The sequence below is a fragment of the Cellulophaga lytica DSM 7489 genome (assembly GCF_000190595.1).
GTDB lineage: Bacteria > Bacteroidota > Bacteroidia > Flavobacteriales > Flavobacteriaceae > Cellulophaga > Cellulophaga lytica.
On the sequence record NC_015167.1, the window covers coordinates 641569 to 664331 of the forward strand.

General features: G+C 32.2%; 24 protein-coding genes. 13 read left to right on the plus strand and 11 right to left on the minus strand.

Annotation, left to right across the window (positions count from 1 at the left end; genetic code table 11):
* Nucleotides 1-30: 30 nt before the first annotated feature.
* From CELLY_RS02935 to CELLY_RS02975, 9 genes are all read left to right on the plus strand, one after another.
* Nucleotides 31-1221, plus strand: a complete 1191-nt coding sequence (locus CELLY_RS02935; RefSeq protein WP_013620165.1) for a pyridoxal phosphate-dependent aminotransferase — start codon at nucleotides 31-33, stop codon at nucleotides 1219-1221.
* A complete protein-coding gene (gene murB / locus CELLY_RS02940; protein ID WP_013620166.1) occupies nucleotides 1221-2237 on the plus strand; it encodes a UDP-N-acetylmuramate dehydrogenase in 1017 nt (338 codons plus the stop codon). The genes CELLY_RS02935 and murB overlap by 1 nt, the downstream gene beginning before the upstream one ends.
* 206 nt (nucleotides 2238-2443) lie before the next feature.
* The gene (locus CELLY_RS02945; protein WP_013620167.1) at nucleotides 2444-3007 is read left to right on the plus strand and encodes an RNA polymerase sigma factor; all 564 of its coding nucleotides are present in this window, start codon (nucleotides 2444-2446) and stop codon (nucleotides 3005-3007) included.
* Nucleotides 3004-3768 (plus strand): anti-sigma factor, encoded by a 765-nt coding sequence (locus tag CELLY_RS02950; protein WP_013620168.1) that lies wholly within the window; start codon nucleotides 3004-3006, stop codon nucleotides 3766-3768. The genes CELLY_RS02945 and CELLY_RS02950 overlap by 4 nt, the downstream gene beginning before the upstream one ends.
* Before the next feature lie 56 nt (nucleotides 3769-3824).
* Nucleotides 3825-4034: a hypothetical protein gene (locus CELLY_RS02955; protein ID WP_013620169.1), complete on the plus strand. Its 210-nt coding sequence runs from the start codon at nucleotides 3825-3827 to the stop codon at nucleotides 4032-4034.
* A 24-nt stretch (nucleotides 4035-4058) separates the two neighbouring features.
* On the plus strand, nucleotides 4059-4628 hold the full coding sequence (locus CELLY_RS02960; RefSeq protein ID WP_013620170.1) for an RNA polymerase sigma factor: 570 nt from the start codon (nucleotides 4059-4061) through the stop codon (nucleotides 4626-4628).
* Between the two features lie 57 nt (nucleotides 4629-4685).
* Nucleotides 4686-5561: a lipoyl synthase gene (gene lipA, locus CELLY_RS02965; RefSeq protein WP_013620171.1), complete on the plus strand. Its 876-nt coding sequence runs from the start codon at nucleotides 4686-4688 to the stop codon at nucleotides 5559-5561.
* 64 nt (nucleotides 5562-5625) lie between these two features.
* Nucleotides 5626-6636, plus strand: coding sequence for a type I glyceraldehyde-3-phosphate dehydrogenase (gap, locus tag CELLY_RS02970; RefSeq protein WP_013620172.1), 1011 nt, complete (start codon nucleotides 5626-5628; stop codon nucleotides 6634-6636).
* Nucleotides 6633-8840 carry a response regulator gene (locus tag CELLY_RS02975; protein WP_013620173.1) on the plus strand — a complete coding sequence of 736 codons (2208 nt, stop codon included), beginning with the start codon at nucleotides 6633-6635 and terminating at the stop codon, nucleotides 8838-8840. The genes gap and CELLY_RS02975 overlap by 4 nt, the downstream gene beginning before the upstream one ends.
* Here the strand turns inward: CELLY_RS02975 and lpxK are convergent.
* Complete coding sequence (gene lpxK, locus CELLY_RS02980) at nucleotides 8833-9831, minus strand: tetraacyldisaccharide 4'-kinase (RefSeq protein WP_013620174.1); 999 nt, start codon at nucleotides 9829-9831, stop codon at nucleotides 8833-8835. The genes CELLY_RS02975 and lpxK overlap by 8 nt on opposite strands.
* Before the next feature lie 50 nt (nucleotides 9832-9881).
* Here lpxK and CELLY_RS02985 point away from each other — a divergent pair, with 50 nt between their 5' ends.
* Nucleotides 9882-10976: a Nif3-like dinuclear metal center hexameric protein gene (locus CELLY_RS02985; RefSeq protein ID WP_013620175.1), complete on the plus strand. Its 1095-nt coding sequence runs from the start codon at nucleotides 9882-9884 to the stop codon at nucleotides 10974-10976.
* 4 nt (nucleotides 10977-10980) lie between these two features.
* Nucleotides 10981-11760 (plus strand): zinc ribbon domain-containing protein, encoded by a 780-nt coding sequence (locus CELLY_RS02990; protein WP_013620176.1) that lies wholly within the window; start codon nucleotides 10981-10983, stop codon nucleotides 11758-11760.
* A gap of 51 nt (nucleotides 11761-11811) precedes the next feature.
* Here CELLY_RS02990 and CELLY_RS02995 read toward each other — a convergent pair whose 3' ends face one another.
* Both CELLY_RS02995 and CELLY_RS03000 read right to left on the minus strand, forming a co-directional pair.
* A complete protein-coding gene (locus CELLY_RS02995; protein WP_013620177.1) occupies nucleotides 11812-13155 on the minus strand; it encodes an FAD-dependent oxidoreductase in 1344 nt (447 codons plus the stop codon).
* Between the two features lie 163 nt (nucleotides 13156-13318).
* Nucleotides 13319-13867 (minus strand): ClpP family protease, encoded by a 549-nt coding sequence (locus CELLY_RS03000; RefSeq protein ID WP_013620178.1) that lies wholly within the window; start codon nucleotides 13865-13867, stop codon nucleotides 13319-13321.
* 119 nt (nucleotides 13868-13986) lie between these two features.
* Here CELLY_RS03000 and CELLY_RS03005 point away from each other — a divergent pair, with 119 nt between their 5' ends.
* Complete coding sequence (locus CELLY_RS03005; protein WP_013620179.1) at nucleotides 13987-14685, plus strand: hypothetical protein; 699 nt, start codon at nucleotides 13987-13989, stop codon at nucleotides 14683-14685.
* On the opposite strand, the gene kynU is transcribed toward CELLY_RS03005, so the two are convergent.
* Entirely contained in the window at nucleotides 14686-15960 is a 1275-nt protein-coding gene (gene kynU, locus CELLY_RS03010; protein ID WP_013620180.1) for a kynureninase, read from the minus strand.
* Between the two features lie 60 nt (nucleotides 15961-16020).
* Between kynU and CELLY_RS03015 the strand changes: the two genes are divergently transcribed.
* The gene (locus CELLY_RS03015) at nucleotides 16021-16662 is read left to right on the plus strand and encodes an O-methyltransferase (RefSeq protein WP_013620181.1); all 642 of its coding nucleotides are present in this window, start codon (nucleotides 16021-16023) and stop codon (nucleotides 16660-16662) included.
* Here the strand turns inward: CELLY_RS03015 and CELLY_RS03020 are convergent.
* From CELLY_RS03020 to CELLY_RS03050, 7 genes are all read right to left on the minus strand, one after another.
* Nucleotides 16640-17200, minus strand: coding sequence for a phosphatase PAP2 family protein (locus CELLY_RS03020; protein WP_013620182.1), 561 nt, complete (start codon nucleotides 17198-17200; stop codon nucleotides 16640-16642). The genes CELLY_RS03015 and CELLY_RS03020 overlap by 23 nt on opposite strands.
* A 3-nt stretch (nucleotides 17201-17203) precedes the next feature.
* Complete coding sequence (locus CELLY_RS03025; protein ID WP_034646275.1) at nucleotides 17204-17485, minus strand: Sec-independent protein translocase subunit TatA/TatB; 282 nt, start codon at nucleotides 17483-17485, stop codon at nucleotides 17204-17206.
* Between the two features lie 99 nt (nucleotides 17486-17584).
* Nucleotides 17585-19894 carry a M1 family metallopeptidase gene (locus CELLY_RS03030; protein ID WP_013620184.1) on the minus strand — a complete coding sequence of 770 codons (2310 nt, stop codon included), beginning with the start codon at nucleotides 19892-19894 and terminating at the stop codon, nucleotides 17585-17587.
* Nucleotides 19895-19953: 59 nt separating this feature from the next.
* Nucleotides 19954-20454 (minus strand): DUF6702 family protein, encoded by a 501-nt coding sequence (locus CELLY_RS03035; RefSeq protein WP_034646277.1) that lies wholly within the window; start codon nucleotides 20452-20454, stop codon nucleotides 19954-19956.
* Nucleotides 20455-20537: 83 nt separating this feature from the next.
* On the minus strand, nucleotides 20538-21296 hold the full coding sequence (locus CELLY_RS03040) for a carboxypeptidase-like regulatory domain-containing protein (RefSeq protein ID WP_013620186.1): 759 nt from the start codon (nucleotides 21294-21296) through the stop codon (nucleotides 20538-20540).
* Nucleotides 21296-22033, minus strand: a complete 738-nt coding sequence (locus tag CELLY_RS03045) for a carboxypeptidase-like regulatory domain-containing protein (RefSeq protein ID WP_013620187.1) — start codon at nucleotides 22031-22033, stop codon at nucleotides 21296-21298. The genes CELLY_RS03040 and CELLY_RS03045 overlap by 1 nt, the downstream gene beginning before the upstream one ends.
* A 7-nt stretch (nucleotides 22034-22040) precedes the next feature.
* Nucleotides 22041-22760, minus strand: coding sequence for a carboxypeptidase-like regulatory domain-containing protein (locus CELLY_RS03050; protein ID WP_013620188.1), 720 nt, complete (start codon nucleotides 22758-22760; stop codon nucleotides 22041-22043).
* Nucleotides 22761-22763 lie beyond the last annotated feature (3 nt).

Below are 22763 nucleotides of genomic sequence, written 5' to 3' on the forward strand. Positions count from 1 at the left end.
ATTTCTCATTTTTGCCTAAAATATTTTTTTATGCCATCAATTTCAACAAAAGGGCTAGCAATGCCAGAATCACCAATTCGTAAATTGGTACCTTATGCAGAAAACGCTAAGAAAAAAGGAATAAATGTTATTCACTTAAATATTGGTCAGCCAGATATTAAAACTCCCCAAGTAGCTTTAGATGCAGTAAAAAATAATACATTAGATGTTATTGCCTATAGCAGAACAGAGGGGTCTGAAACATATAGAGAAAAAATAGCTGCGTATTATAAAAAGCAGCATATTAATGTTACCGCACAAGAAATTATTGTAACAACTGGAGGCTCTGAAGCTTTAGCCTTTGTAATGGGTAGCATTGCTGATGCTGATGATGAAATTATTATACCAGAACCTTTTTATGCAAACTATAACGGTTTTGCAACTGCAGCTGGTGTACATGTTGTTCCTGTAGTGTCTAAAATAGAAAATAACTTTGCATTACCACCTATAGAAGAATTTGAAAAATTAATAACTTCTAAAACTAAAGCAATTTTAATTTGTAACCCAGGCAATCCAACTGGTTATTTATACAGTAAAGAAGAAATAAAAAAACTAGCTGCAATTGTAAAAAAACACAATTTGTTTTTAATTGCAGATGAAGTATACAGAGAGTTTACATATGACGGTAAAGAGCACTACTCTATTTTACAGGAAGAAGGTTTAGAGGAAAATGCAATAATTGTAGATTCTGTTTCTAAAAGATATAGTATGTGTGGTGCTCGTATTGGGTGCCTTGTTTCTAAAAACAAAGAACTTGTAAAAACAGCTCTTAAATTTGCACAAGCAAGACTATCTCCGCCAACATATGCACAAATTGCTAGTGAAGCTGCTTTAGAAACACCTAATAGTTATTTTACAAATGTTATTGAAGAATATGTAGAACGCAGAAACATATTAATAACAGAATTAGAAAAAGTAAAAGGCGTACGTGTTGCTAAACCACAAGGAGCTTTTTATTGCATAGCAGAATTACCTATTAAAGACGCAGATAAATTTGCTCAGTGGCTTTTAGAAGATTTTAATATTAATAATGAAACTGTTATGGTTGCACCTGCTGCTGGCTTTTACGCTACAAAAGGTTTAGGCAAAAACCAAATAAGAATAGCATACGTTTTAGATAAAGAAAGCTTAAAAAGAGCCGTAAACATCTTAAAAGAAGCTTTAGCTGTATACCAAGATTAATGGTTATTAAAGAAAACATATCATTAAAGGAATACAATACATTTGGTATAGACGCTAAAGCATCATACTTCTGCGAGGTAACTTCCGTAGAAGAGTTAAAAGAAGCTGTAGCATTACCAAATTACCCAAACAAATTTATTATTAGTGGTGGTAGCAATATGCTTATTACCACTAATATTAATGCTTTGGTTATACACATTGCTATTAAAGGCATAAGCATTAGTAAAGAAGATAGTGCCAATGTATGGCTAAATGTTATGGCAGGTGAAAATTGGCATAATCTTGTACTTTGGTCTTTAGACCATAATTATGGCGGACTAGAAAATATGTCTCTAATACCAGGTAATACAGGTACTGCTCCTATACAAAACATTGGTGCATATGGCGTAGAACTTAAAGACTCCTTTGTAAGCTGTAATGCATTACATATAAAAAGCGGAGAAATACACAGCTTTACTAAAGAAGAATGTAAATTTGGCTACCGAGATTCTTTCTTTAAAAATGAAGGAAAAGGCAAATACATTATTACATCTGTAGTTTTAAAACTAACCAAAAAAGACCATAATTTAAAGGTATCTTATGGTGCAATAAAAACAGAACTACAAAAAAACAATATTACAAAACCTACTATTAAAGATGTTTCCGATGCTGTTATAGCTATTAGAAAAAGTAAACTGCCAAATCCGGCTGAAATTGGAAATAGCGGCAGCTTTTTTAAGAACCCAATAGTAGACAAATTAATTTTTGATAACTTTAACCAAAATAACCCTGATGCTCCGTTTTACGCCCTGCCAGACAATACGTACAAAATACCAGCTGGCTGGCTTATAGAACAATGCGGATTTAAAGGAAAAAGATATGGAGATGCTGGCGTACACAAAAACCAAGCGCTAGTTTTAGTTAACTATGGTAATGCTACAGGAAATGAAATTCTTGAGCTATCAAAAAAAATACAAAATTCTGTTTTAGAGAAGTTTAACATTCAGATAGAAGCAGAAGTTAATATCATAAAATAACCCCTGAAACCAAAATGGAACAGGGGTTATACCAAACCAAACTAACCAAAAATAAGTGGCAGTAACCAGCTGCCTACTTAAGTTGTAAATATTTTAATTATCGCAATCATTTTTGTAATCTTGCGTTTAACTATATACGTTAGTAAATGTATATTTGGATGCCGCAGTGTAAAAAAAATTTACAGAAATAGCGTAACACAACTAGAATGAGTACACTACTTGAAAAACATATTGTAGAATTACTACAAGATAGAGATGAAAAAGCAATATCTTTATTGTACGACCATTATGGTGATACTTTATTTGGTGTGGCTAACAAAGTTGTTAGAGATGAAGACTTAGCACAGGACGTACTACAAGAAAGTTTTGTGAAAATTTGGAAAAAAGCAGACTCTTATGACTCCTCTAAGGCTAAACTATTTACGTGGTTATTTAGAATTACCCGTAATACAGCTATAGACAAACTTAGAAGTGTAAACACAAAATCAGATAAGGAAATCCAAATAGACGTTTCAGACGTATATAATTTAGGTACAGAAAGCACTAGACCAGAACTTATGGATGTTAAAGATAACTTACACAAGTTAGAGTCTAAATATAAAATTGTCCTTGAAGCCTTATTTTTTGAAGGGATGACCCAACAAGAGGCTAGCGAAGAATTAAATATTCCTTTAGGAACTATTAAGTCTAGATTAAAAATTGGACTAAGAGAATTAAAGAAAATATACGGTTCTACCGCATTAACAATACTTATATCATTTTTGTTATGACAGATAAAATAAAAAAATTCTTAGAATCAGATCTTCTAGAAAAGTATCTTTTAGATACTACAACTACAGAAGAAACGCTTAGGGTAGAGCGCTACATAGCTATGTACCCAGAGGTAAGCAAAACGTACAACGAGTTGCAAGAAAATTTAGAAATTTTTGCAAAACTACATGCTATTGATGCTCCAGATGGTTTAAAAAACAAAATTCTTGAAAGAGTAAAAGCAGAGAAAAAATCGCACAGTAAATTTTACAGGTACATTGCTATTGCTTGTTCATTAGCTTTTGTTTTTGCAGCTGCTTCTTTCTTCTTCTGGAACCAAAACAAATCGTTACAAGAAGAAAACACTATTGTTAACAATAAAATGAAGACTATTGAAAACAATATGAAACAACAATTAGAGGATGTTAGAAACCAATTTATTGTACTTAACAACCCTAAAACAAAAAGGTACAATGTAAAAGGCAACACAAAAGCTAAAGAATTAAAGGCTGTTGCTTACATTAACCCTGTTAAAAAATTATCATACATAAATGTAAAAAACATACCTAATTTACCAGAAGACCAATGTTTACAAATGTGGGCAGAAGTAGATGGTAAAATGATTAATATTGGTATAATTAAAGACATTACAGATAAAGACAAATTACTAGCATTACCTTACGGAGAAAATGCTATGGGTTATATTACAATAGAACCTAAAGGTGGTAACAAAACACCAACAGTAGAAAATATTGTAGCTAATATATCATACGCAAACTAACGTTAAAGTGTATACATATAAAAGCTATAATTAGTATCTTTGCTTAAAATTTAATTATGAAACTAGTTTTATTAACCATAGGCCTTCTTAGTCTTGGTTTTGCAGGAATTGCAATTAAAATTTGGGCAAAGAAAGATGGCAAATTTGCAGGGACGTGTGCTAGCCAAAGTCCTTTTTTAAATAAAGATGGACAAGCTTGCGGTATGTGCGGCAAACTACCTGCGGAGCAAGATTGCAAAATGGAGGCATCAACAGAAATACAATAGGCAAATGAAAATTTGCCTTTTTTTATGAAATTATCTGAAGAAGAACTTAACGCCAACTTAACCAAAGCTAAAGCAGGTAACCAAATTGCTTTTAGCAACCTTTTAGACGCCTTTTGGAACGATGTTTACGGCTTTTTACTTGTAAGAACCGAAAACGAAAACGACGCAGAAGACCTAACAATACAAACTTTCTCTAAAGCTTTTGATAAAATAAACACCTATGATGGTAACTACAAGTTTAAAACTTGGTTAATTACTATTGGTAAAAATTTACACGTAGATTTATTTAGAAAAAGAAAGCGTAGCGTACTTGAAAATATGAATTATGGCAATGATGATGTTATAAAAGTATTAGATGATGCACCTACCATAGAAGACCAATTAATAATAGAACAAAATTTAGCCAATCTTTTACAAGACATAAAAAAGCTAAAACCTGCTTACCAAAGAATTATAAACTTGCGTTACTTTAATGAATTAAGCTATGCAGATATTGCAACCGAGCTTAATGAACCTATAAATAGTGTAAAAGTAAAACTACTACGCGCAAAAAAACTACTTGCTCAAATTATAACAGCAAAACCAAAATCTTGACCTCTACTCTATTATAACTAACGCTATTTTGTTTGTATATTTGTACAAAATATTTTTATGAGTATTAACACTGTAGATAACGTAAAACCGCCTAAGGGAAAACCAAAATGGTTACGAGTAAAACTACCTACTGGTAAAAAGTACACACAGTTAAGAGGTTTAGTAGACAAATACAGCCTTAACACTATATGCACATCAGGTAGTTGTCCTAATATGGGAGAATGTTGGGGAGAAGGCACAGCTACATTTATGATTCTTGGTAACGTATGTACTAGATCATGCGGATTTTGCGGTGTAAAAACAGGAAGACCGGAAGATGTAGATTGGGAAGAACCAGAAAAAGTAGCACGTTCTATTAAAATAATGAGCATTAAACATGCTGTTATTACATCTGTAGACAGGGACGATTTAAAAGATATGGGATCTATTATATGGGCAGAAACTGTAAAGGCCATAAGAAGAATGAACCCAGAAACAACTTTAGAAACTCTTATTCCAGATTTTCAAGGAATAGGCACTCACCTAGACCGCATTATAGAAGTTGGTCCAGAAGTAGTTTCTCATAATATGGAAACTGTAAAAAGACTAACTAGAGAAGTGCGCATACAAGCTAAATACGAGAGAAGTTTAGATGTACTGCGTTATTTAAAAGATAACGGAGCCAGAAGAACTAAATCTGGTATTATGCTAGGCTTAGGAGAACAAGAAGAAGAGGTTATTAAGGTTATGGAAGACCTTAGAGCTGCAAATGTAGATGTTGTAACTATTGGCCAATACCTACAACCTTCTAAAAAACACCTTCCTGTAAAAGAGTTTATTTTACCTGAGCAATTTAAAAAATATGAAGAATTAGGACTAGAAATGGGTTTTAGACACGTAGAGAGTGGCGCACTGGTTCGCTCATCATACAAAGCACACAAACATATTAACTAATTTTAGCCTACATACAAGTAGCTAAAACTGCTTTTTTATTAAGCATTATTTTTTCGTATTTAAAATGAAAAAAATAAACATTGGTATTAACGGTTTCGGCAGAATTGGCCGTACCTTATTTAGGTTATTAAACCAATACCCAAACTTAAATGTTGTAGCTATTAATGATTTGGCAGATGCTAAAACATTAGCTCACTTATTAAAGTATGATAGTGTACACGGTATTTTTAATGAAAATATATCTAATACAGAAAATACTATTGTAGTAAACGGTAACACTATAAATTTAACAAATGCTAGCACGCCTAAAGATATTCCTTGGCACAATAGCAATGTAGACTTAGTTATAGAGTCTTCAGGTAAATTTAAAACTCAAAAAGAGCTAAATTATCATTTAAAAAACGGAGCCAATAAGGTTATTTTATCAGTTCCGCCAGCAGATAATGCTATAAAAATGATAGTTTACGGCATAAATCATACAGACATAACTGCAGAAGACCACATTATATCTAATGCATCATGCACAACAAATAATGCGGCTCCTATGGTAAAAGTTATTAACGACTTATGTGGTATAGAGCAAGCGTATATTACAACCATACACTCTTACACTACAGATCAAAGCCTGCATGACCAGCCTCATAGAGATTTACGTAGAGCAAGAGCTGCAGGGCAATCTATAATACCAACTACAACTGGTGCTGCCAGAGCTTTAACTAAAATATTTCCAGAGTTAGCAGAAGTTATTGGAGGTTGTGGCATTAGAGTACCGGTGCCAAATGGCTCATTAACAGATATTACCTTTAATGTAAAAAAAGAAACCTCTATACAAGAAATAAACAACGCATTTAAGTACCACGCAGACAACAACTTAAAAAAAATACTGTATTACACCGAAGATCCTATTGTTTCTATTGATGTAAACAATAGTTCTTATTCTTGTACGTTTGATTCTCAGATGACTTCTGTTATTGGTAAAATGGTAAAGGTCATTGGTTGGTATGATAATGAGTCTGGATACAGCAGTAGAATTATTGACCTCATAAATTTGTTGGTTCAAAAAAAATATATTTGAAAAAAGTAAAACATAATCTAATATTTAAAACAGTACTTACTGCAATTTTTAGTTGCTTACTGTTTTCTTGTGCAATTGCTCAAGAACCTCCAACTGCATTTAAAGATTTAGATTATTACTTTTCTGTTGCTCGTAAAAACAAAAATCAAAACAACATAAAATCTGCATTAGAGGCCATACAAAAAGCTGCCGATTACGCAGAAAAAAAAGAAGATGAAAAAGGGTTAATAGATTGTTTTCATAAATATGCATTTTTATATTTAGAACTAAACAATGTACCCAGATCTAAGTTTTATTGGGACAGAACAAGAGTTTTATTAAAAAACATAGCCTACCCATACGGCTCTAGCGAAAGCAAATATCTAGAGGCTATTTACTTATACTTAGATAAAAATAATTTTCAGGCCGAAGAAAAATTATCAGAAGCAAAACAACTAAGTAATGATCGTAATTTACTTAACCGTATAGTTTTAACCCAGGCTAACATCAACTTTCAAAAAACAAATTTTTTAAAAGCATCTAGATTTTACAATGCACTTGTTGTAAACTCAGATATTTATGAAAAAGATTACTTTACAACTCAAGGCTACCTAGGTTTAGCAAAAATTAATTCTTTTGACAATCCTGAAGATTGCATAAAATTTGGATTAGAAGCATTACCAATTGCTAAAAAAAATGGTTTTATAAATGAAATGCTAGAAATTAATACTCTAGTTGGCAAAGCTTATGAAGATATTAAAGACTACAACACAGCTTTAATTTTTAATAAAAACCTAATTCATTTAAAAGATTCATTATACGGTATAACCGCAAGTAAAGCCAGTGAAAGAACCGCAAATGATATACATATTGAAGGATTAGAGCAAGATGTAAAAACTTTATTAGATAAAAATTTAGAGCAAGAAGCATCTATAAATAGGTCTGAGAGCACAAATATTGTTGCTTTTGCCATTTTAGCTATCATTTCTTTATTGGCAATTTCATTATACAGAAACAATCAAATAAAAATTAAAACAAATAATTTACTACAAAAAACAAATAAAGAGTTAGAAATTGCTAAAGATGAAGCGGTTAAAGCTATGGAAGCTAAAACCAATTTTTTATCTACAGTAAGTCATGAACTACGTACACCATTATATGCAGTTACCGGTTTAACCAATTTACTATTAGAAGAAAACCCTACTGAAAATCAAAAAGAGCATTTAAAATCACTTAAATTTTCTGGAGATTACCTTTTAAATTTTATAAATGATATACTACAGGTTAACAAAATTGATGCTCAAAAATTAGAAACTTTACAAATTGAGTTTAGCCTAAGAAAAACTATAAAAGATGTTATAGATTCTCTACAACAAAGTGCAAAATCTAACAATACAAAACTTAATTTGGTTATAGACAAAAAAATATCTAGAGCCCATTTAGGAGACCCTATCAAAATATCACAAATACTAATAAATTTAATTGGTAACGCTATAAAATTTACCAAAAATGGCGAGGTTACTGTTACCATTAATGAGCTTAAAAAAGTTGAAGATATTTGTACTATTTATTTTGAAGTAAAGGATACTGGAATAGGAATATCTAATGAATTACAAGAAAATATTTTTGATAGTTTTGAACAAGGATCTATACAAATTAATAGAGAATACGGTGGTACAGGTCTTGGCTTAACAATTGTAAAAAACTTATTAAATTTATTTGGGAGCACTATACATTTAGAAAGCACAAAAGGAGTTGGCTCTATATTTAGCTTTGAAATAGAACTTGTTTGCAAAGACAAAGGCGCAAGTAATACTGAAGATGAGTACATACCACAAGAGTTTATTTTTGAAGGGTTAAAACTACTTATTGTAGAAGACAACAAAATAAACCAAGTAATTACTAAAAAAATGCTTTCTAAAAAAGGAATGGCTAGTGACATTGCTAATAATGGTACAGAAGCCATAGAGCTTGCCCAAAATAACACTTATGACGCTATTTTAATGGATATTCATATGCCAGGTATAAGTGGTGTAGAAGCTACTATTGAGATTAGAAAGTTTGACTCTGAAATTCCTATTATTGCACTTACCGCTATTTCTTTAGATGACAGTGTAGAGAATTTTTACGCGGCTGGTTGTGATGATATTGTTACCAAGCCTTTTAAACCAGATTACTTTTATCAAAAAATAGGAGAAAATATCTTCAATAAAAAAATTACCTAACAATATTTTTTATACTGTTTAATAGTTTTGTTTTTCCCTTATGTAATATTTGGTGCTGCACTTCTATATAACATAAATTACTTAACTTACCCTGCAGTCTTACAAAGTCCTTTTCTGTAGTTATTACAAATGGTTTACTTGCAAAGTTTGCTATTTCTGCATCTGTAAAAAAATGATGATCTTTATACGCTAAATGCTCAAAATCTAGCCCTTGTGTACTTAAAAAATTTACCAAAGGCTTAGGGTTTGCTATACCTGTAACTAAAGTTATCTTTTTATCTTTTAAATTGTTTATTGTTAACGGAGACTTATACCCTTTTAATGTAGTAGCATAACTTAATATTGCAAACAATAACTGCTGGTGTTTTTTAGGCTTAAGTTTTTGCTGTATCAATTGTTGTTCTTTTGCTGTAATAGCACTAGGACATTTAGTTACAATTATTACGTTAGCACGTTTTGCTTCGTTTTTAGCATCACGTAAATTGCCAGTTGGCAAATACCAATCATCTTTATATAGGTTACCGTATGCAGTAAGTAGTATAGAAAATGTTGGCTTAACTTTTCTATGCTGGTATGCATCATCCAACAAAATAATATCTGGCTTTATTTGCTTTTCTAAGGTTGCAATTCCGTTTCTACGGTTGCCATCTACAACCATTGTAACAGCAGGGTATTTCTTGTATATTTGATAAGGTTCATCTCCCAATTCTTCCACACTAGTTGTGCTGTTTGCTATTAATAAACCTTTAGATTTTCTTCCGTACCCCCTACTTAAAACAGCCAGTTTATATTGGTTTTGCAAGTTGTGTATTAACAACTCTATCATAGGTGTTTTTCCAGTACCACCAGCACTTAAATTACCTACGCAAATGGTTGGCGTTTTAAATGATACTGAAGAAAACACACCAACATTAAACAAATAATTACGCAAATAAACTACTAGTCCGTAGAGTAAAGAAAAAGGAAATGCTAATTTTCTGAGTAGTTGCATAAGAACGAAAGTAAATATTTTATCTTTGATATTCATAAAAGCAATCAAAAATGACTGTAAAAGATATTACAAACATTATTGAAGATTTTGCGCCGCTAAATTACGCAGAAGATTTTGATAATGTAGGCCTATTAATTGGTAACGCTAGCACAAAAGTTACTGGCGTATTGGTTACTTTAGACACATTAGAAAATGTTGTAGATGAGGCAATTGCTAAAAATTGTAATTTAATAGTAAGTTTTCATCCTATTATTTTTTCTGGTCTAAAAAAAATTACTGGAGCTAATTACGTAGAGCGTGTGGTTTTAAAAGCTATAAAAAATGATATTGCAATTTATAGTATGCACACTGCCTTAGACAATAGTAACAAAGGTGTAAATGCAAAAATTTGTGAAGTTTTAGGACTTACCAACACCAACATATTAATACCACAAAAAGGCACAATAAAAAAGTTAACTACTTACGCACCTAAAAACGAAGTTGACAAAATAAAAGAAGCATTATTTATTGCAGGAGCAGGTAATATTGGTAATTATAGCAACTGTAGTTTTACTACCGTAGGTATAGGCAGTTTTAAACCTAACCAAAATGCCAACCCAACAGTTGGCCAAATTGGCAAAACAGAAACTGATGAAGAAGTACAAATTAACGTAACTTTTGAAAAAGCAAAAGAAAAGCAAATTGTACAAACTTTACTAAAAAACCACTCTTATGAAGAGGTTGCCTATGAAATAACCACCCTAGAAAATACAAACCAAAATATTGGTATGGGAATGGTTGGTGAACTAGAAAACGCCTTAAATGAGGTAGATTTTCTTAATGATCTTAAAAATAAAATGAATGTAGCGTGTATTAGGCACTCTAATTTATTAAATAAAAAAATAAAAAGAGTAGCTGTACTAGGCGGAAGCGGCTCTTTTGCAATAACCGCCGCAAAGGCTGTAAACGCTGATGTTTTTATTACAGCTGACTTAAAATATCATCAATTTTACGAGGCAGAAAACAAAATATTACTAGCAGATATAGGACACTTTGAAACAGAGCAGTTTACAAAAAATCTTTTAGTAGAGATACTTACAAAAAAAATTCCTAATTTTGCAATCTCTTTATCGGAGAGTATTACAAATCCTATCAAGTATTTTTAAAAATATGGCAAAAAAGAAAGAAGCAACGGTAGAAGAAAAATTGAGAGCATTATATGACTTGCAATTAATTGATTCTAGAGTCGATGAGATAAGAAACGTTAGGGGTGAACTCCCGTTAGAAGTAGAAGATTTGGAAGATGAAGTTTTAGGACTTAAAACTAGATTGGACAAATTAAAAACTGATGTAGAAACAGTTAATTATGAAATAACAGCTAAGAAAAATTTAATTGAGGAATCTAAAGGCCTAATTAAAAAATATGCTGAACAACAAAAAAATGTAAGAAACAGCCGTGAGTTTAACTCTTTATCTAAAGAAGTTGAGTTCCAAGAATTAGAAATTCAATTGGCTGAAAAAAACATTAAAGAATTTAAAGCGCAAATAGAGCAAAAGAAGCAAGTTATTGCTGACACTAAAGAGCGTTTGGCTGCTAAGGAGTCTCACTTGAAACACAAAAAAGGTGAATTAAGCGAAATTTTAGCTGAAACTGAAAAAGAGGAAAAAGCCTTACTTAAAAAATCTGAAGATTTTCAAAATCAGATTGAAGAGCGTTTGGTAAAAGCTTATACTAGAATTAGAACCAATGTTAAAAATGGTTTAGCTGTTGTACCTATTGAAAGAGGTGCATCTGGAGGTTCTTTCTTTACTATACCACCACAAGTACAAGTAGAGATTGCTGCTCGTAAAAAAATTATTACAGATGAGCACAGTGGTAGAATTTTAGTAGACCCTGTATTAGCAGAAGAAGAAAATGAAAGAATGCAAAAAATGTTTTCTAAATTATAGAAATAGCATTTTATGATTATAAAAAAAGACCGCTAATTAGCGGTCTTTTTTTTATTTAAGCAATTCTATTATTTTGTTGGTAACTTCTTCACTATCCCATTTTTCTTCAATATTAGGTAGTTGCATTATCTTTTTCATTATAGCTTCTTGCTCATCCCCTAACGCTAACGCTTCTGCGTACGGCCTGTTACTAAAGGTAACCCTAGAATATACAGGTAACCATTTTTCTGGGTATTCTGCCGCAAATTTTTTCTCTATCTTTTTTTGTAGTAAAAACATAGGATCTGCAGTTTTACTACTCATTTCTACAAAATTCCTGTAACTAAGCTCTGCAATAGCATCTGTATTTGGCTTACGCTCTTTTTCATACTCTTCAAAAGCAAGTGTCCAATTATCTGGATATTTTTTAAGCATATTTGCAAGCACATAAATATCTTCAAAACCAGCATTCATACCCTGACCATAAAAAGGCACAATAGCGTGCGCAGAATCGCCAACAAGCACTGCTTTGTCCCAATAAGTCCAAGGAAAGCATTTCATAGTTACCATTGCACTAGTTGGATTTTTAAAAAAATCTCCAATAAGGTTATCTAAATCTGGCATAACATTAGGAAAATGCGTAGAAAAGAAATCTTTAGCCTCTGCCTTGTTTGTAATACTCTCAAAAGATATATCTCCCTCAAAAGGCATAAAAAGCGTACAGGTAAAGCTACCATCTATATTTGGCATAGCTATTAACATAAACTTGCCACGTGGCCATATATGAAAAGAGTGCTTATCTAATTTATGTGTACCATCTTCATTTGGTAAAATAGACAACTCTTTGTAACCTACTTTTATAAATTCCTGCGAATAATCAAACCTACTACGTCTTTGCATTTTATGACGTACACGTGAAAACGCACCATCACAACCAAAAACACAGTCAAACTTATACTCTTCCCAAACTCCTTTTTCTGTTTCTCCTGTATAAATTTTTGCTTCAGGTAAATCTACATCCCATACTTTTTCAGAAAAACGAAATTTTGTTCCTTCGGCCTCTGCCAAGTCTATCATTTTTCTATTTAAAAGCCCTCTAGATGTAGACCAAATTGCCTCATCATCTTTACCATATTTCTGGTAGTACAAAGGCACACCATCTACGTGCATTGCACGCTGGTACAACGGTATGGCTATTTTTTTAATTTCATCTTCTAAGCCTACTTGCTGCAATGCGTTCCAACCTCTATTGCTCATTGCTAGATTAATAGACCTTCCTGAGAATTCTACCGTACGTATATCTGGTCTTCTGTCAAAAACAGTAACTTTATGTCCTTCTTTTCTTAAATAAATAGCTAATAAAGAACCAACTAATCCGGAGCCAACTATGGCAATGTCTTTTGGAGATTGTGACATATTTTTTGTTATAAAGAGATGATAACGAATGTTAAAGTTATGCAAACAAGCATCTAAGCAGTGCAAATAACTCGTATATAGTACACATCCGCGTTAAGCGTCTACATATAAAAAAGTCCTTCACAATTATATTTTTATGAAGGACTTTTTACTTTAGTAAACTTTATTCTAAAATTCCGTCTACAATTCCGTAGGCTACAGATTCTTCTGCATTCATCCAATAATCTCTGTCAAAATCTTTCATCACTTTATCAAAGTCTTGACCACAATTATCTGCTAAGATTTTAGCACTTAACTCTCTAGTTTTTATAATTTCTTTTGCTTGTATTTCTATATTAGAAGCCTGGCCACCTGCGCCACCACTTGGTTGGTGAATCATTACCTGTGCGTGTGGTTGTATAAAACGTCTTCCTTTAGCACCAACAGAAAGTAATATAGACCCCATAGATGCTGCTAAACCAGTACAAACTGTAGAAACAGGACTTTTTAAAGACTTTATAGTATCATAAATAGCAAAACCAGATGTTACGTAACCTCCTGGGCTATTTATAACCAACTGTATTTCTTCATTTCCCTGTAAATCTAAATACAATAAACGATCTATAACGTGCTTTGCAGAGTCATCATTAACCATTCCCCACAAAAACACTTTTCTTTCATTCAACAATTTTTCATCAATTGCTTCTTGAACTTTACCTTTTTTTGAACTCATTGCCTAATTTCTTATTTACATCAAAAATAATCAATTTATTTATAAAGTACGTTGCTACGTTTCATCAATCTATAAAACATACTACAAAACATAGTATCTTTGTTAAAAAATTAAATCTTATGCGCAAAATATTTACTTTTATACTAGCTACAACTCTTTTTATTTCTTGTAAGGAAACTAAAAAAGAAGACGTTGTTACTCCTAAAGAAACACTTGAACCTGTAAAAAAAGAGCTTACAATTTTAGATTCTGTTGCTAATGCTCACGGATTTAAAAACTGGAAAAACATTACACAAATACAGTTTACTTTTAACGTAGACCGCGGGGAAAACCACTTTAACCGTAGCTGGAACTGGCGCACAAAAAGCAATGATGTTTTAGCCATTTCTGCAACAGATACGTTAGCTTACAATAGAGCTTCTATGGACTCTATTGCTAAAAAAACTAATGCTGGTTTTATTAATGATAAGTATTGGCTGCTAGCCCCATTTAATCTTGTTTGGGATAAAGACAATATTACATTTACAACTACCAAAAATGAAGAGGCACCAATTAGTAAAAAACCAATGCAAAAATTAACTATTGTATATGGTAATGATGGTGGTTACACTCCTGGTGATGCTTATGATTTTTATTTTGAAGACGATTATTTAATTAAAGAATGGGTGTACAGAAAAGCAAATGCAGCAGAACCGTCTATGAGTACTACTTGGGAAAATTATACAGAACAAAACGGATTAAAAATTGCCTTAGACCATAAGAATGCCGAAGGCAATTTTAAACTTTACTTTACAGATGTAAAAAGTATTAGCGAGTAATTAATTACTTTGTAAAATACCCTCTTTTAAAATTTGTCCAAAACGGTACATATCTTCAAAAGAACAGTAAAATGGTGCAGGAGCTAAACGTATTACGTTTGGCTCTCTCCAATCTGTTATTACTCCGTTTTTCATTAAATAATTAAACAACTCTTTTCCTTGCCCGTGTAACAATACAGACAATTGTGTACCTCTTTCTTTTGGTGTAATAATCTCAAAATTGGCTGTTTCTACTTCTTTATCTATTTCTTGCAAAACAAACTCTAAGTAAGCTACTATTACATTTCTCTTTTTAATTAAAGCTGGCATACCAACTTCTGCAAACATTTCTAAAGATGCTAAATAAGGAGCCATTGACAAAACTGGTGGATTACTTACTTGCCAAGAGTCTGCAGTGTGGCTAGACTCAAATTCTGGCTTCATTAAAAAACGTGTTTCTTTTTTAGATCCCCACCAACCTTCTAGCCTAGGTATGCTATCATCTGCCAAATGTTTTTCATTAACATAAATACCAGATGCATTGCCCGGGCCACTATTTATATATTTGTAACTACACCATGATGCAAAATCTGCATTCCACTCATTTAATTTAAGTTCTATATTACCTGCTGCGTGTGCTAAGTCCCAACCTACAAAAGCACCAACATCTTGCCCTGCTTTTGTTATCGTTTTCATATCAAAAACTTGTCCGTTGTAATAGTTTACACCACCAATTAATACAAGTGCAAGCTCATCTCCTACTTCGTTAATTTTAGCCACAACATCTTCTGTACGCCAAAAATGTTCTCCTTCTCGTTTTTTAACCTCAACTATAGTGTCTTTAGGGTTAAAACCGTGAAATTTAACCTGACTGGTTAACATATATTGGTCTGATGGAAATGCTTTTTCTTCGCAAATAATTTTAAACCTTTTAGCGGTAGGTCTGTAAAATGAAGCCATTAAAAAATGAAGATTTACAGTTAATGTATTCATTACACAAACTTCTTTAGTTTTTGCTCCTAATAATGTAGCCATTGGCGCTGCTAAACGCTCATGATAATCCCACCATGATTTTTCTGCATAAAAATGCCCTTCTACTCCAAGTTGTGCCCAATCTTGCATTACATCATCTACAAATTTTTGTGCTGTTTTTGGCTGTAACCCAAGAGAATTTCCTGTAAAATAAATAGCATCTTTACCATTAATTTTAGGAAAATAAAACTGATCTCTATATCCTTTTAAAGCATCATTAACATCTAATTCTTTGGCAAACTCTAAAGTATTTTTAAACTGCATCTATTTAATTTTTATTCAAAAATAAGAAATCAAAATAACTATTTTTGCAAAAACTTTTTTATGCATTTTTTATCATCATTACTAGAAAACTACATTACTAACAACTCTGAAAATGAACCTACAGTTTTAACAGAGCTTACTAGAGAAACTCATTTAAAAGTTATACAACCAAGAATGCTAACAGGGCATTTTCAAGGACGTGTACTTAGTATGTTGTCTAAAATTATATCTCCAGAAAATATATTAGAAATTGGTACTTACACAGGGTACTCTGCTATTTGTTTGGCAGAAGGCTTGCGCAAAAATGGTAAATTACACACTATAGATGTTAATGAAGAACTAAGCCATATACAACAAAAGTATTTTGAAAAAAGTGGTTTTGCAGATAAGATTGATGCGCATATTGGCGATGCCTTAGATATTATACCAACACTAGAGGGTACTTTTGATTTGGTTTTTATTGATGCAGAAAAAAAGAGCTATCCTAAATATTTTGAAGCTGCACTAGCCAAAACAAGACCTGGTGGTATTATTTTGTCTGATAATGTATTGTGGTCTGGTAAGGTAGTAGAACCACTAAGTCCAAAAGATATAACTACAAAAATATTACTAGACTACAATAAAGGTTTAAAGGATGACCCAAGGGTAGAGACCGTTTTATTACCAATTAGAGACGGACTTACACTAAGTAGGGTTTTGTAAGTTTTTTACTTAGTTTATAAAGCAAATAAGCAGAAACTGTACCTACTAAAGCACCTACAGCAATATCTAAAGGATAATGTACACCAACATATATTCTGCTCATACAAAACAGTAAAGGCCATATATAAGCAAAATAAACCCACTTATACTTATCTCTTAATACCAATACCACTATAGTTGTTAACGAAAATGATGATGATGCGTGCCCAGAGAAAAAACTAAAACCGTGAGCTTTGGTTACTACACGTATAAGATTGCTTAAAGTAGTATCACTACTTGGCCTTAACCTACCCACAAAATCTTTAGTTAAGTTGGTTAACAGCAATACAAATAAAAACACCAAAACTACGGTAGCAAAATCTACCAATGCTTGTTTTTTAGGGCGTTTGTAAAAAATTAGAATAAAAAATAGCAAATATAATGGCACCCAGCTAGAAATATTGGTTACAAAGGACCAAAAAGAGTCATACTCTTCAATGCCAAGATTGTTTAGGTAAATAAAGATATCCCTATCCCATTGCAATAGTTTATCTAACATAAATTACTTTCTCTTAATAACGCCAGCAATATCTTCTACATCATCTTTTACCTTTGTAACACCATCTTTAATGTCTTTGGTAAAACTGGTATCTATACCTTGCTTTTCTGCGCTTTTAGTAATTTCTTGTTTAATATCTTCAGTAGCATCTTTAAGTTGACGCATACCTTTGCCTAAGCCCTTTGCAATGTCAGGAACTTTATCTGCGCCAAAGACCATCACTACAATAAACATAATGAAGAAAATTTCGCCTCCGCTAATAAATAAGATAAACGTTGAATACATATTACAAATATAATCAGAAGTTTTATTTGCACCATAAAAAAAGCCCCACATCTTGAATAATTAACAAGTGTGGAGCTTTCTATGTTTTTAGGACTGAAACTATTTCTTCAAATTCCCTTTAAATTTATCAAAACCAGACTTAGTTTCTTTAGCTGGCCAAGTATTGTTTGTTGTGTCTATATCTGCAGTTTCTGCTTTAGGATCTACAACTATACCTACTAGTTCTTTTTGAGAAGAAATTACTTTTTTAATTTCTTTGTCACTCATTCTCCAAACTTCTGCTGGGTAAGTAACATTTTCTTTAGAACCATCTGCGTATGTATACTCTACAATTAATGGCATTGGTATACCACCTGGCTTGTTAAAAGTAACCTCGTAAAAGAATTTTGGTTCTTTAACTGCTGCTCTTTCTGCAGGTGTTAAGTTATCCATCATATACTCTTTTAATGTAGTAGAAACATCAGATGGGTTTTTACCTTTTAAGCTAGCATCAAAATCTTCACTATCCATATCTGCTAAGAAAACCATTGGAGGCAAGTCACTCATTTTTAAGTTTCTTTGCTCCATAATATCTCTAATTTGCTTAGGTGGCTTGTTAGATACTTGGTATTTTTTAACTCCTTTAACTCCCATATCTACGTAATCTGTAGTATAGAACCAACCTCTCCAGTAGTAATCTAAATCTACTGCAGACGCATCTTCCATAGTACGGAAGAAATCTTCTGGTGTTGGGTGTTTAAACATCCAACGGTGAGAGTATGTTTTAAAAGCATGATCAAACAATTCTCTACCCATTACAGTTTCTCTTAAAATATTTAAGGCTGTAGCTGGTTTACCGTAAGCGTTTGCTCCTAATTGGTACACGTTTTCTGGGTTAGACATTATTGGAGCCATAAAGTTTTGGTCTCCTGCCATGTAAGGTACAATTTTAGATGGCTCACCTCTTCTAGATGGGTATTTAGCATTTGGTGCAATAGCTTCTGGGTATGCTTCTCCAAACTCTTGCTCTGCCATATACTGCATAAAAGTATCTAAACCTTCATCCATCCAACCCCACTGACGCTCATCTGAGTTTACAATCATAGGGAAAAAGTTGTGACCAACTTCATGAATAATAACACTAATCATTCCGTATTTTGTACGGTCTGAGTATTCTCCTTTTTCATTTGGTCTTCCGTAGTTCCAGCAAATCATTGGGTATTCCATACCTTGTTGTTTTGCATGTACAGATATTGCCTTAGGGTAAGGATAATCAAAAGTATGATTAGAGTAAGAACGTAAAGTATGCGCTACTGCTTTAGTAGAGTACTCTTCCCATAATGGGTTACCTTCTTTAGGGTATAAAGAAACTGCCATTGCTGTTTTACCACTTGGCAATTTAACATTTTGCATATCCCAAATAAATTTACGAGATGTTGCAAAACCGTAATCTCTAACGTTTTTAGCTACAAACTTCCATGTTTTTTTATCTTTAGAAAAACCTTTTTCTGCAGCTTCCGCTTCTTTTTGTGTTACAATAACTACTGGCTTATCAAAAGATTTTTTAGCCTTATCATAACGCTTCATCATTTCTTTAGAGAAAACCTCTTTTCTGTTTTGTAACACTCCTGTAGCATCTAAAACATGATCTGCAGGTACGGTAATGTTTACTTCGTAATCACCAAAAGGAAGTGCAAATTCTCCACTACCCCAAAATTGGTGGTTTTGCCATCCTTCTACATCATTATAAACAGCCATTCTTGGGAAAAACTGTGCTATAACATATGCTCTGTTTCCATCTTTTTCAAAAAACTCATAACCAGATCTAGCTCTGCTTACTGTATGGTCTGGTATATTGTACCACCATTTAATAGAAAAAGAAACCTCACTTTTACTTTTTAATGGTGTAGGTAAGTCTACACGCATCATAGTTTGGTTAATTGTATATGGTAAATCTTTACCATTTGCATCTTTTACATGCTGAATTTTAAATCCACCATCAAATTCTGCACCTTTCATATGAGATCCGGCAAATTGCCCAACTGGCATTGCTCCTTGTAAAGCAGAACTGTTTCTTAAGGCTGATTTATTTCCTTTTTCACGTACGTTCTGGTCTAACTGAACCCATAAAAATTCTAAATCGTCTGGTGAGTTGTTTACGTAAGTAATAGTTTCCTCACCGTATATTTTTGCGTTTTTATCATCCAACTCAATATCCATTTTGTAGTTGGCTTGTTGCTGGTAATAATCTGGCCCTGGTGCTCCTGAAGCAGATCTGTACGTGTTTGGAGTTGAGAACTCCTGGTACATTTGTCTAAATTTACTTTGGTTGGTGTGGCCAGCTTGTTTTTCTGTTTGTTCTTGTGCTTGTACCATTACAGTGGCAAACAAAAATAGAACAGCAGCTAAATAGTAGTTAATTTTGTTCATTTTCTATTGTTTTAAGTAGGCGAAAATTAACACTTTTTTAGCGATTTGTTAAAGCAGTTCTAAAACTTTAACATTCCTTTATTATTTACACGGGTTAACACTACACTTTTTTTATTTTTTAAGAATTTAAGATGCACAATATTCTTTTGTTCTTCATAAATATCTGTTAGCACTGTACTCTCTACTTCTACCGTTTTTAAATCTTTATCATATATGTTCTGCACTTCTAAATAAAGTACCATATTGTCTGTATCATACTCTTTACCCAAATATGTAATTTCTACTTCTTCTCCGTTTACGTAAATATGAAACTTTTGTTTTACATATTTTTTAATGTAATCTTCTGCTAAGGGATTCTCGTTTTTAGTTGCCAAGTTAGATTTTATACCATAACGTTGTTTTAAAAGCTCATCAAAATCATCTATGAATACTCTAGATGTAATTTGTAGCGTGTGTTCTTTATCAGAATATTTTACACTAGTTACACTCACATAATATTTATGTATGGCAACAAAAGCAAAAAGGGGTAACAACAATAATAAAAATCTTTTTTTAAGCATAATATGTAATTTACAATTACCAAAAGTAAGCAATTGGCGTGCCAAATATATAGTGTAGTTATTTATTTTATAGGGTTATGTTTTTATTTTTTTGATCTAAATTCTACGCTCATTTTACGTAAGTAAGCCCAAATTTTTAACTGGTCTTTGGTATTTATTACAGCCTGAAAATCATCTTTAAACTCACAGTACCACATAAACAAGTCTATCTTATCCTTTTCTATCTTCAATTCATTTACAAATAAAGAGTCGGCATAATATCTTTTAACGCGCATAGTTTTCTGGTATCTATGGTTACGCTCTACTCTTTTCTTTAATAACTTGGTTTGTCCATTTATTGCATTTATTAACGATAAAATTGGTCCGCCAGACATTGATGAGTACAGTGCACGTTCATCTGAAGATAGTATTTTTACATTTTGATTAGGTAAACCAAGTGTTCTGCCAGTAACTACTGGTTTTAAAGGTAAATTATTTAAATCTGTAGATAAGTCTCCAGACAAGTTAAAAGGCTTTACTACAATTTCATTTAAGGTTGTTACAGACTCGTATAAAGGCACTATATAGTTGTTAGTTTTTAACATAGTTTCTGTAACAACTACAACTTTATTTGCAAACTGAACTGCAGAAAACTCTAAGGTATCTTTTACACGAACTGGAATAGAAAAATAGCCATTTAAATTGGTTATTGTTCCTTTTTCTGTAGTTCTGTTTAATACATACACACCAACAACTTCTTCTGTAGTACTAGTTACAGTACCTTTTAAGTCTACCCGCTTTTGCTGTGCCACAGTAGTAAAAGTGATAAAAACTAAAATACTAAAAAGTAATAATTTACTCATTACTCATCATTTAACACTAAAAATGTTTTACTTTTCATTTTAAAAAAAGCCTTTATAATTATTTCACTAGTTTGCTTAGAAAAGGCATCAAAATCTTCATCTTGCTCACAATACAAAACAAACTCTTGTACTCTATGCTCTGGTATTTTTAGTTCTTTAACAAAAGTAGAATCTAAGTAGTTTTTATATAGAATTTGACCTGCTTTATAGCGTTTGTTACGCATTGCTCTTGCTTTGTACTTGGCTGTATTACCTAACAAATAGTTTAAAATAGGATCTATACTAAAAACAGTATCACTTGGAGACCAATTTGTTGCTGTATCATACGCCCTTTCATCAATATCTAAAAGTTTTACATCTGCCCCTGGCAACCCTAATTTTTTAGCTGTAATTAATGTTCTATTATCTAAAACAACCTCATCTAACTCTTCTAAGGTTTCATCTAAATTAATGATGAAGGTATTGTAGTCTAATATTTTTTTTGTGATGATAATTTCTCTGTTTTTAAACTGTACTGCAGAAATAAACAATGTATCATGCAAACTAACTGGCACAGAAAAATCTCCGTTTGGGTTGGTAATAGTAGCCTTTTTTTTAGACCTGTTTAACACATACACACCAACAACTTCTTGTTTACTGCTTACTACACGACCTTTTAATGTTTCAACTTTTTTGTTTTGTGCTATGTTTATTTGACTTAGCATAATAAAAAACAATAATAGTTGAAAACGTGTCATATCTACCTTATTTAAATTTTAAAAACAATTCGCTTTTTTGCCTTAAAAAATCCCAAACAACAAGCTCATTTTTATTCTCTGTTATTCCTTTAAATCTTGGGTCGTACTCGCAATACAACATAAACTCCTCTATTCTGCTTGCAGGTATTTTTAAATTTTTAGAAAAAATAGAGTCTACAAACCTAGTCCTAAGCTCTTTACTACGCGCGTACATATCATCTCTTTTAATACGGTCTTTCAACATTTTTGTACGCCCGCTTAAAAAGTTTAATAACGGATCTAGGCTTAAGTAATTATCTCCGTTATTAGCCGCAAACAATTCTCTTTTTGCCAATGGCAAAACTTCTACATCTGCATTAGGCAAGCCCAAACTTTTGGCTGTTATTAAAGTTCTATTATCTAAAACAACTTCATTTAACTCCTCTAAGGTTTCATCTAAGTTTACCAAAAAGGATTTATAATCAAGTATTTTTTGAGTAACAACAATCTTTTTATTTTTAAACTGAACGGCAGAAAACATTATAGTATCTTTTAAACTAACCGGAATAGAAAAATTTCCGGTTTTGGATGTAATTGTTCCCTTATTGGTTGTTTTGTTTAGCACATAAACCCCAATTACATCTTGTGTATTACTTACAATACGCCCTTTTAATGTTTCTATTTTTGTTTGTGCGCTTGTGTTTTGCGCCGCAACAAGTAAAAGCAATAAAGTGCATATGTATTTCATAAA

Excerpts from the sequence above, each read along its gene's own strand:
- CELLY_RS03025 (WP_034646275.1), bottom strand. The coding sequence starts at position 17,485 with ATGTATTCAACGTTTATCTTATTTATTAGCGGAGGCGAAATTTTCTTC.
- murB (WP_013620166.1), top strand. The coding sequence starts at position 1,221 with ATGGTTATTAAAGAAAACATATCATTAAAGGAATACAATACATTTGGT.
- CELLY_RS02990 (WP_013620176.1), top strand. The coding sequence starts at position 10,981 with ATGGCAAAAAAGAAAGAAGCAACGGTAGAAGAAAAATTGAGAGCATTA.
- CELLY_RS03005 (WP_013620179.1), top strand. The coding sequence starts at position 13,987 with ATGCGCAAAATATTTACTTTTATACTAGCTACAACTCTTTTTATTTCT.
- CELLY_RS02985 (WP_013620175.1), top strand. The coding sequence starts at position 9,882 with ATGACTGTAAAAGATATTACAAACATTATTGAAGATTTTGCGCCGCTA.
- CELLY_RS03040 (WP_013620186.1), bottom strand. The coding sequence starts at position 21,296 with ATGAGTAAATTATTACTTTTTAGTATTTTAGTTTTTATCACTTTTACT.
- CELLY_RS03015 (WP_013620181.1), top strand. The coding sequence starts at position 16,021 with ATGCATTTTTTATCATCATTACTAGAAAACTACATTACTAACAACTCT.
- CELLY_RS03045 (WP_013620187.1), bottom strand. The coding sequence starts at position 22,033 with ATGACACGTTTTCAACTATTATTGTTTTTTATTATGCTAAGTCAAATA.
- lipA (WP_013620171.1), top strand. The coding sequence starts at position 4,686 with ATGAGTATTAACACTGTAGATAACGTAAAACCGCCTAAGGGAAAACCA.
- CELLY_RS02950 (WP_013620168.1), top strand. The coding sequence starts at position 3,004 with ATGACAGATAAAATAAAAAAATTCTTAGAATCAGATCTTCTAGAAAAG.
- CELLY_RS03020 (WP_013620182.1), bottom strand. The coding sequence starts at position 17,200 with ATGTTAGATAAACTATTGCAATGGGATAGGGATATCTTTATTTACCTA.
- kynU (WP_013620180.1), bottom strand. The coding sequence starts at position 15,960 with ATGCAGTTTAAAAATACTTTAGAGTTTGCCAAAGAATTAGATGTTAAT.
- CELLY_RS02955 (WP_013620169.1), top strand. The coding sequence starts at position 3,825 with ATGAAACTAGTTTTATTAACCATAGGCCTTCTTAGTCTTGGTTTTGCA.
- CELLY_RS03035 (WP_034646277.1), bottom strand. The coding sequence starts at position 20,454 with ATGCTTAAAAAAAGATTTTTATTATTGTTGTTACCCCTTTTTGCTTTT.
- CELLY_RS02995 (WP_013620177.1), bottom strand. The coding sequence starts at position 13,155 with ATGTCACAATCTCCAAAAGACATTGCCATAGTTGGCTCCGGATTAGTT.
- lpxK (WP_013620174.1), bottom strand. The coding sequence starts at position 9,831 with ATGCAACTACTCAGAAAATTAGCATTTCCTTTTTCTTTACTCTACGGA.
- CELLY_RS03000 (WP_013620178.1), bottom strand. The coding sequence starts at position 13,867 with ATGAGTTCAAAAAAAGGTAAAGTTCAAGAAGCAATTGATGAAAAATTG.
- CELLY_RS03050 (WP_013620188.1), bottom strand. The coding sequence starts at position 22,760 with ATGAAATACATATGCACTTTATTGCTTTTACTTGTTGCGGCGCAAAAC.
- CELLY_RS03030 (WP_013620184.1), bottom strand. The coding sequence starts at position 19,894 with ATGAACAAAATTAACTACTATTTAGCTGCTGTTCTATTTTTGTTTGCC.
- CELLY_RS02960 (WP_013620170.1), top strand. The coding sequence starts at position 4,059 with ATGAAATTATCTGAAGAAGAACTTAACGCCAACTTAACCAAAGCTAAA.
- gap (WP_013620172.1), top strand. The coding sequence starts at position 5,626 with ATGAAAAAAATAAACATTGGTATTAACGGTTTCGGCAGAATTGGCCGT.
- CELLY_RS02935 (WP_013620165.1), top strand. The coding sequence starts at position 31 with ATGCCATCAATTTCAACAAAAGGGCTAGCAATGCCAGAATCACCAATT.
- CELLY_RS02945 (WP_013620167.1), top strand. The coding sequence starts at position 2,444 with ATGAGTACACTACTTGAAAAACATATTGTAGAATTACTACAAGATAGA.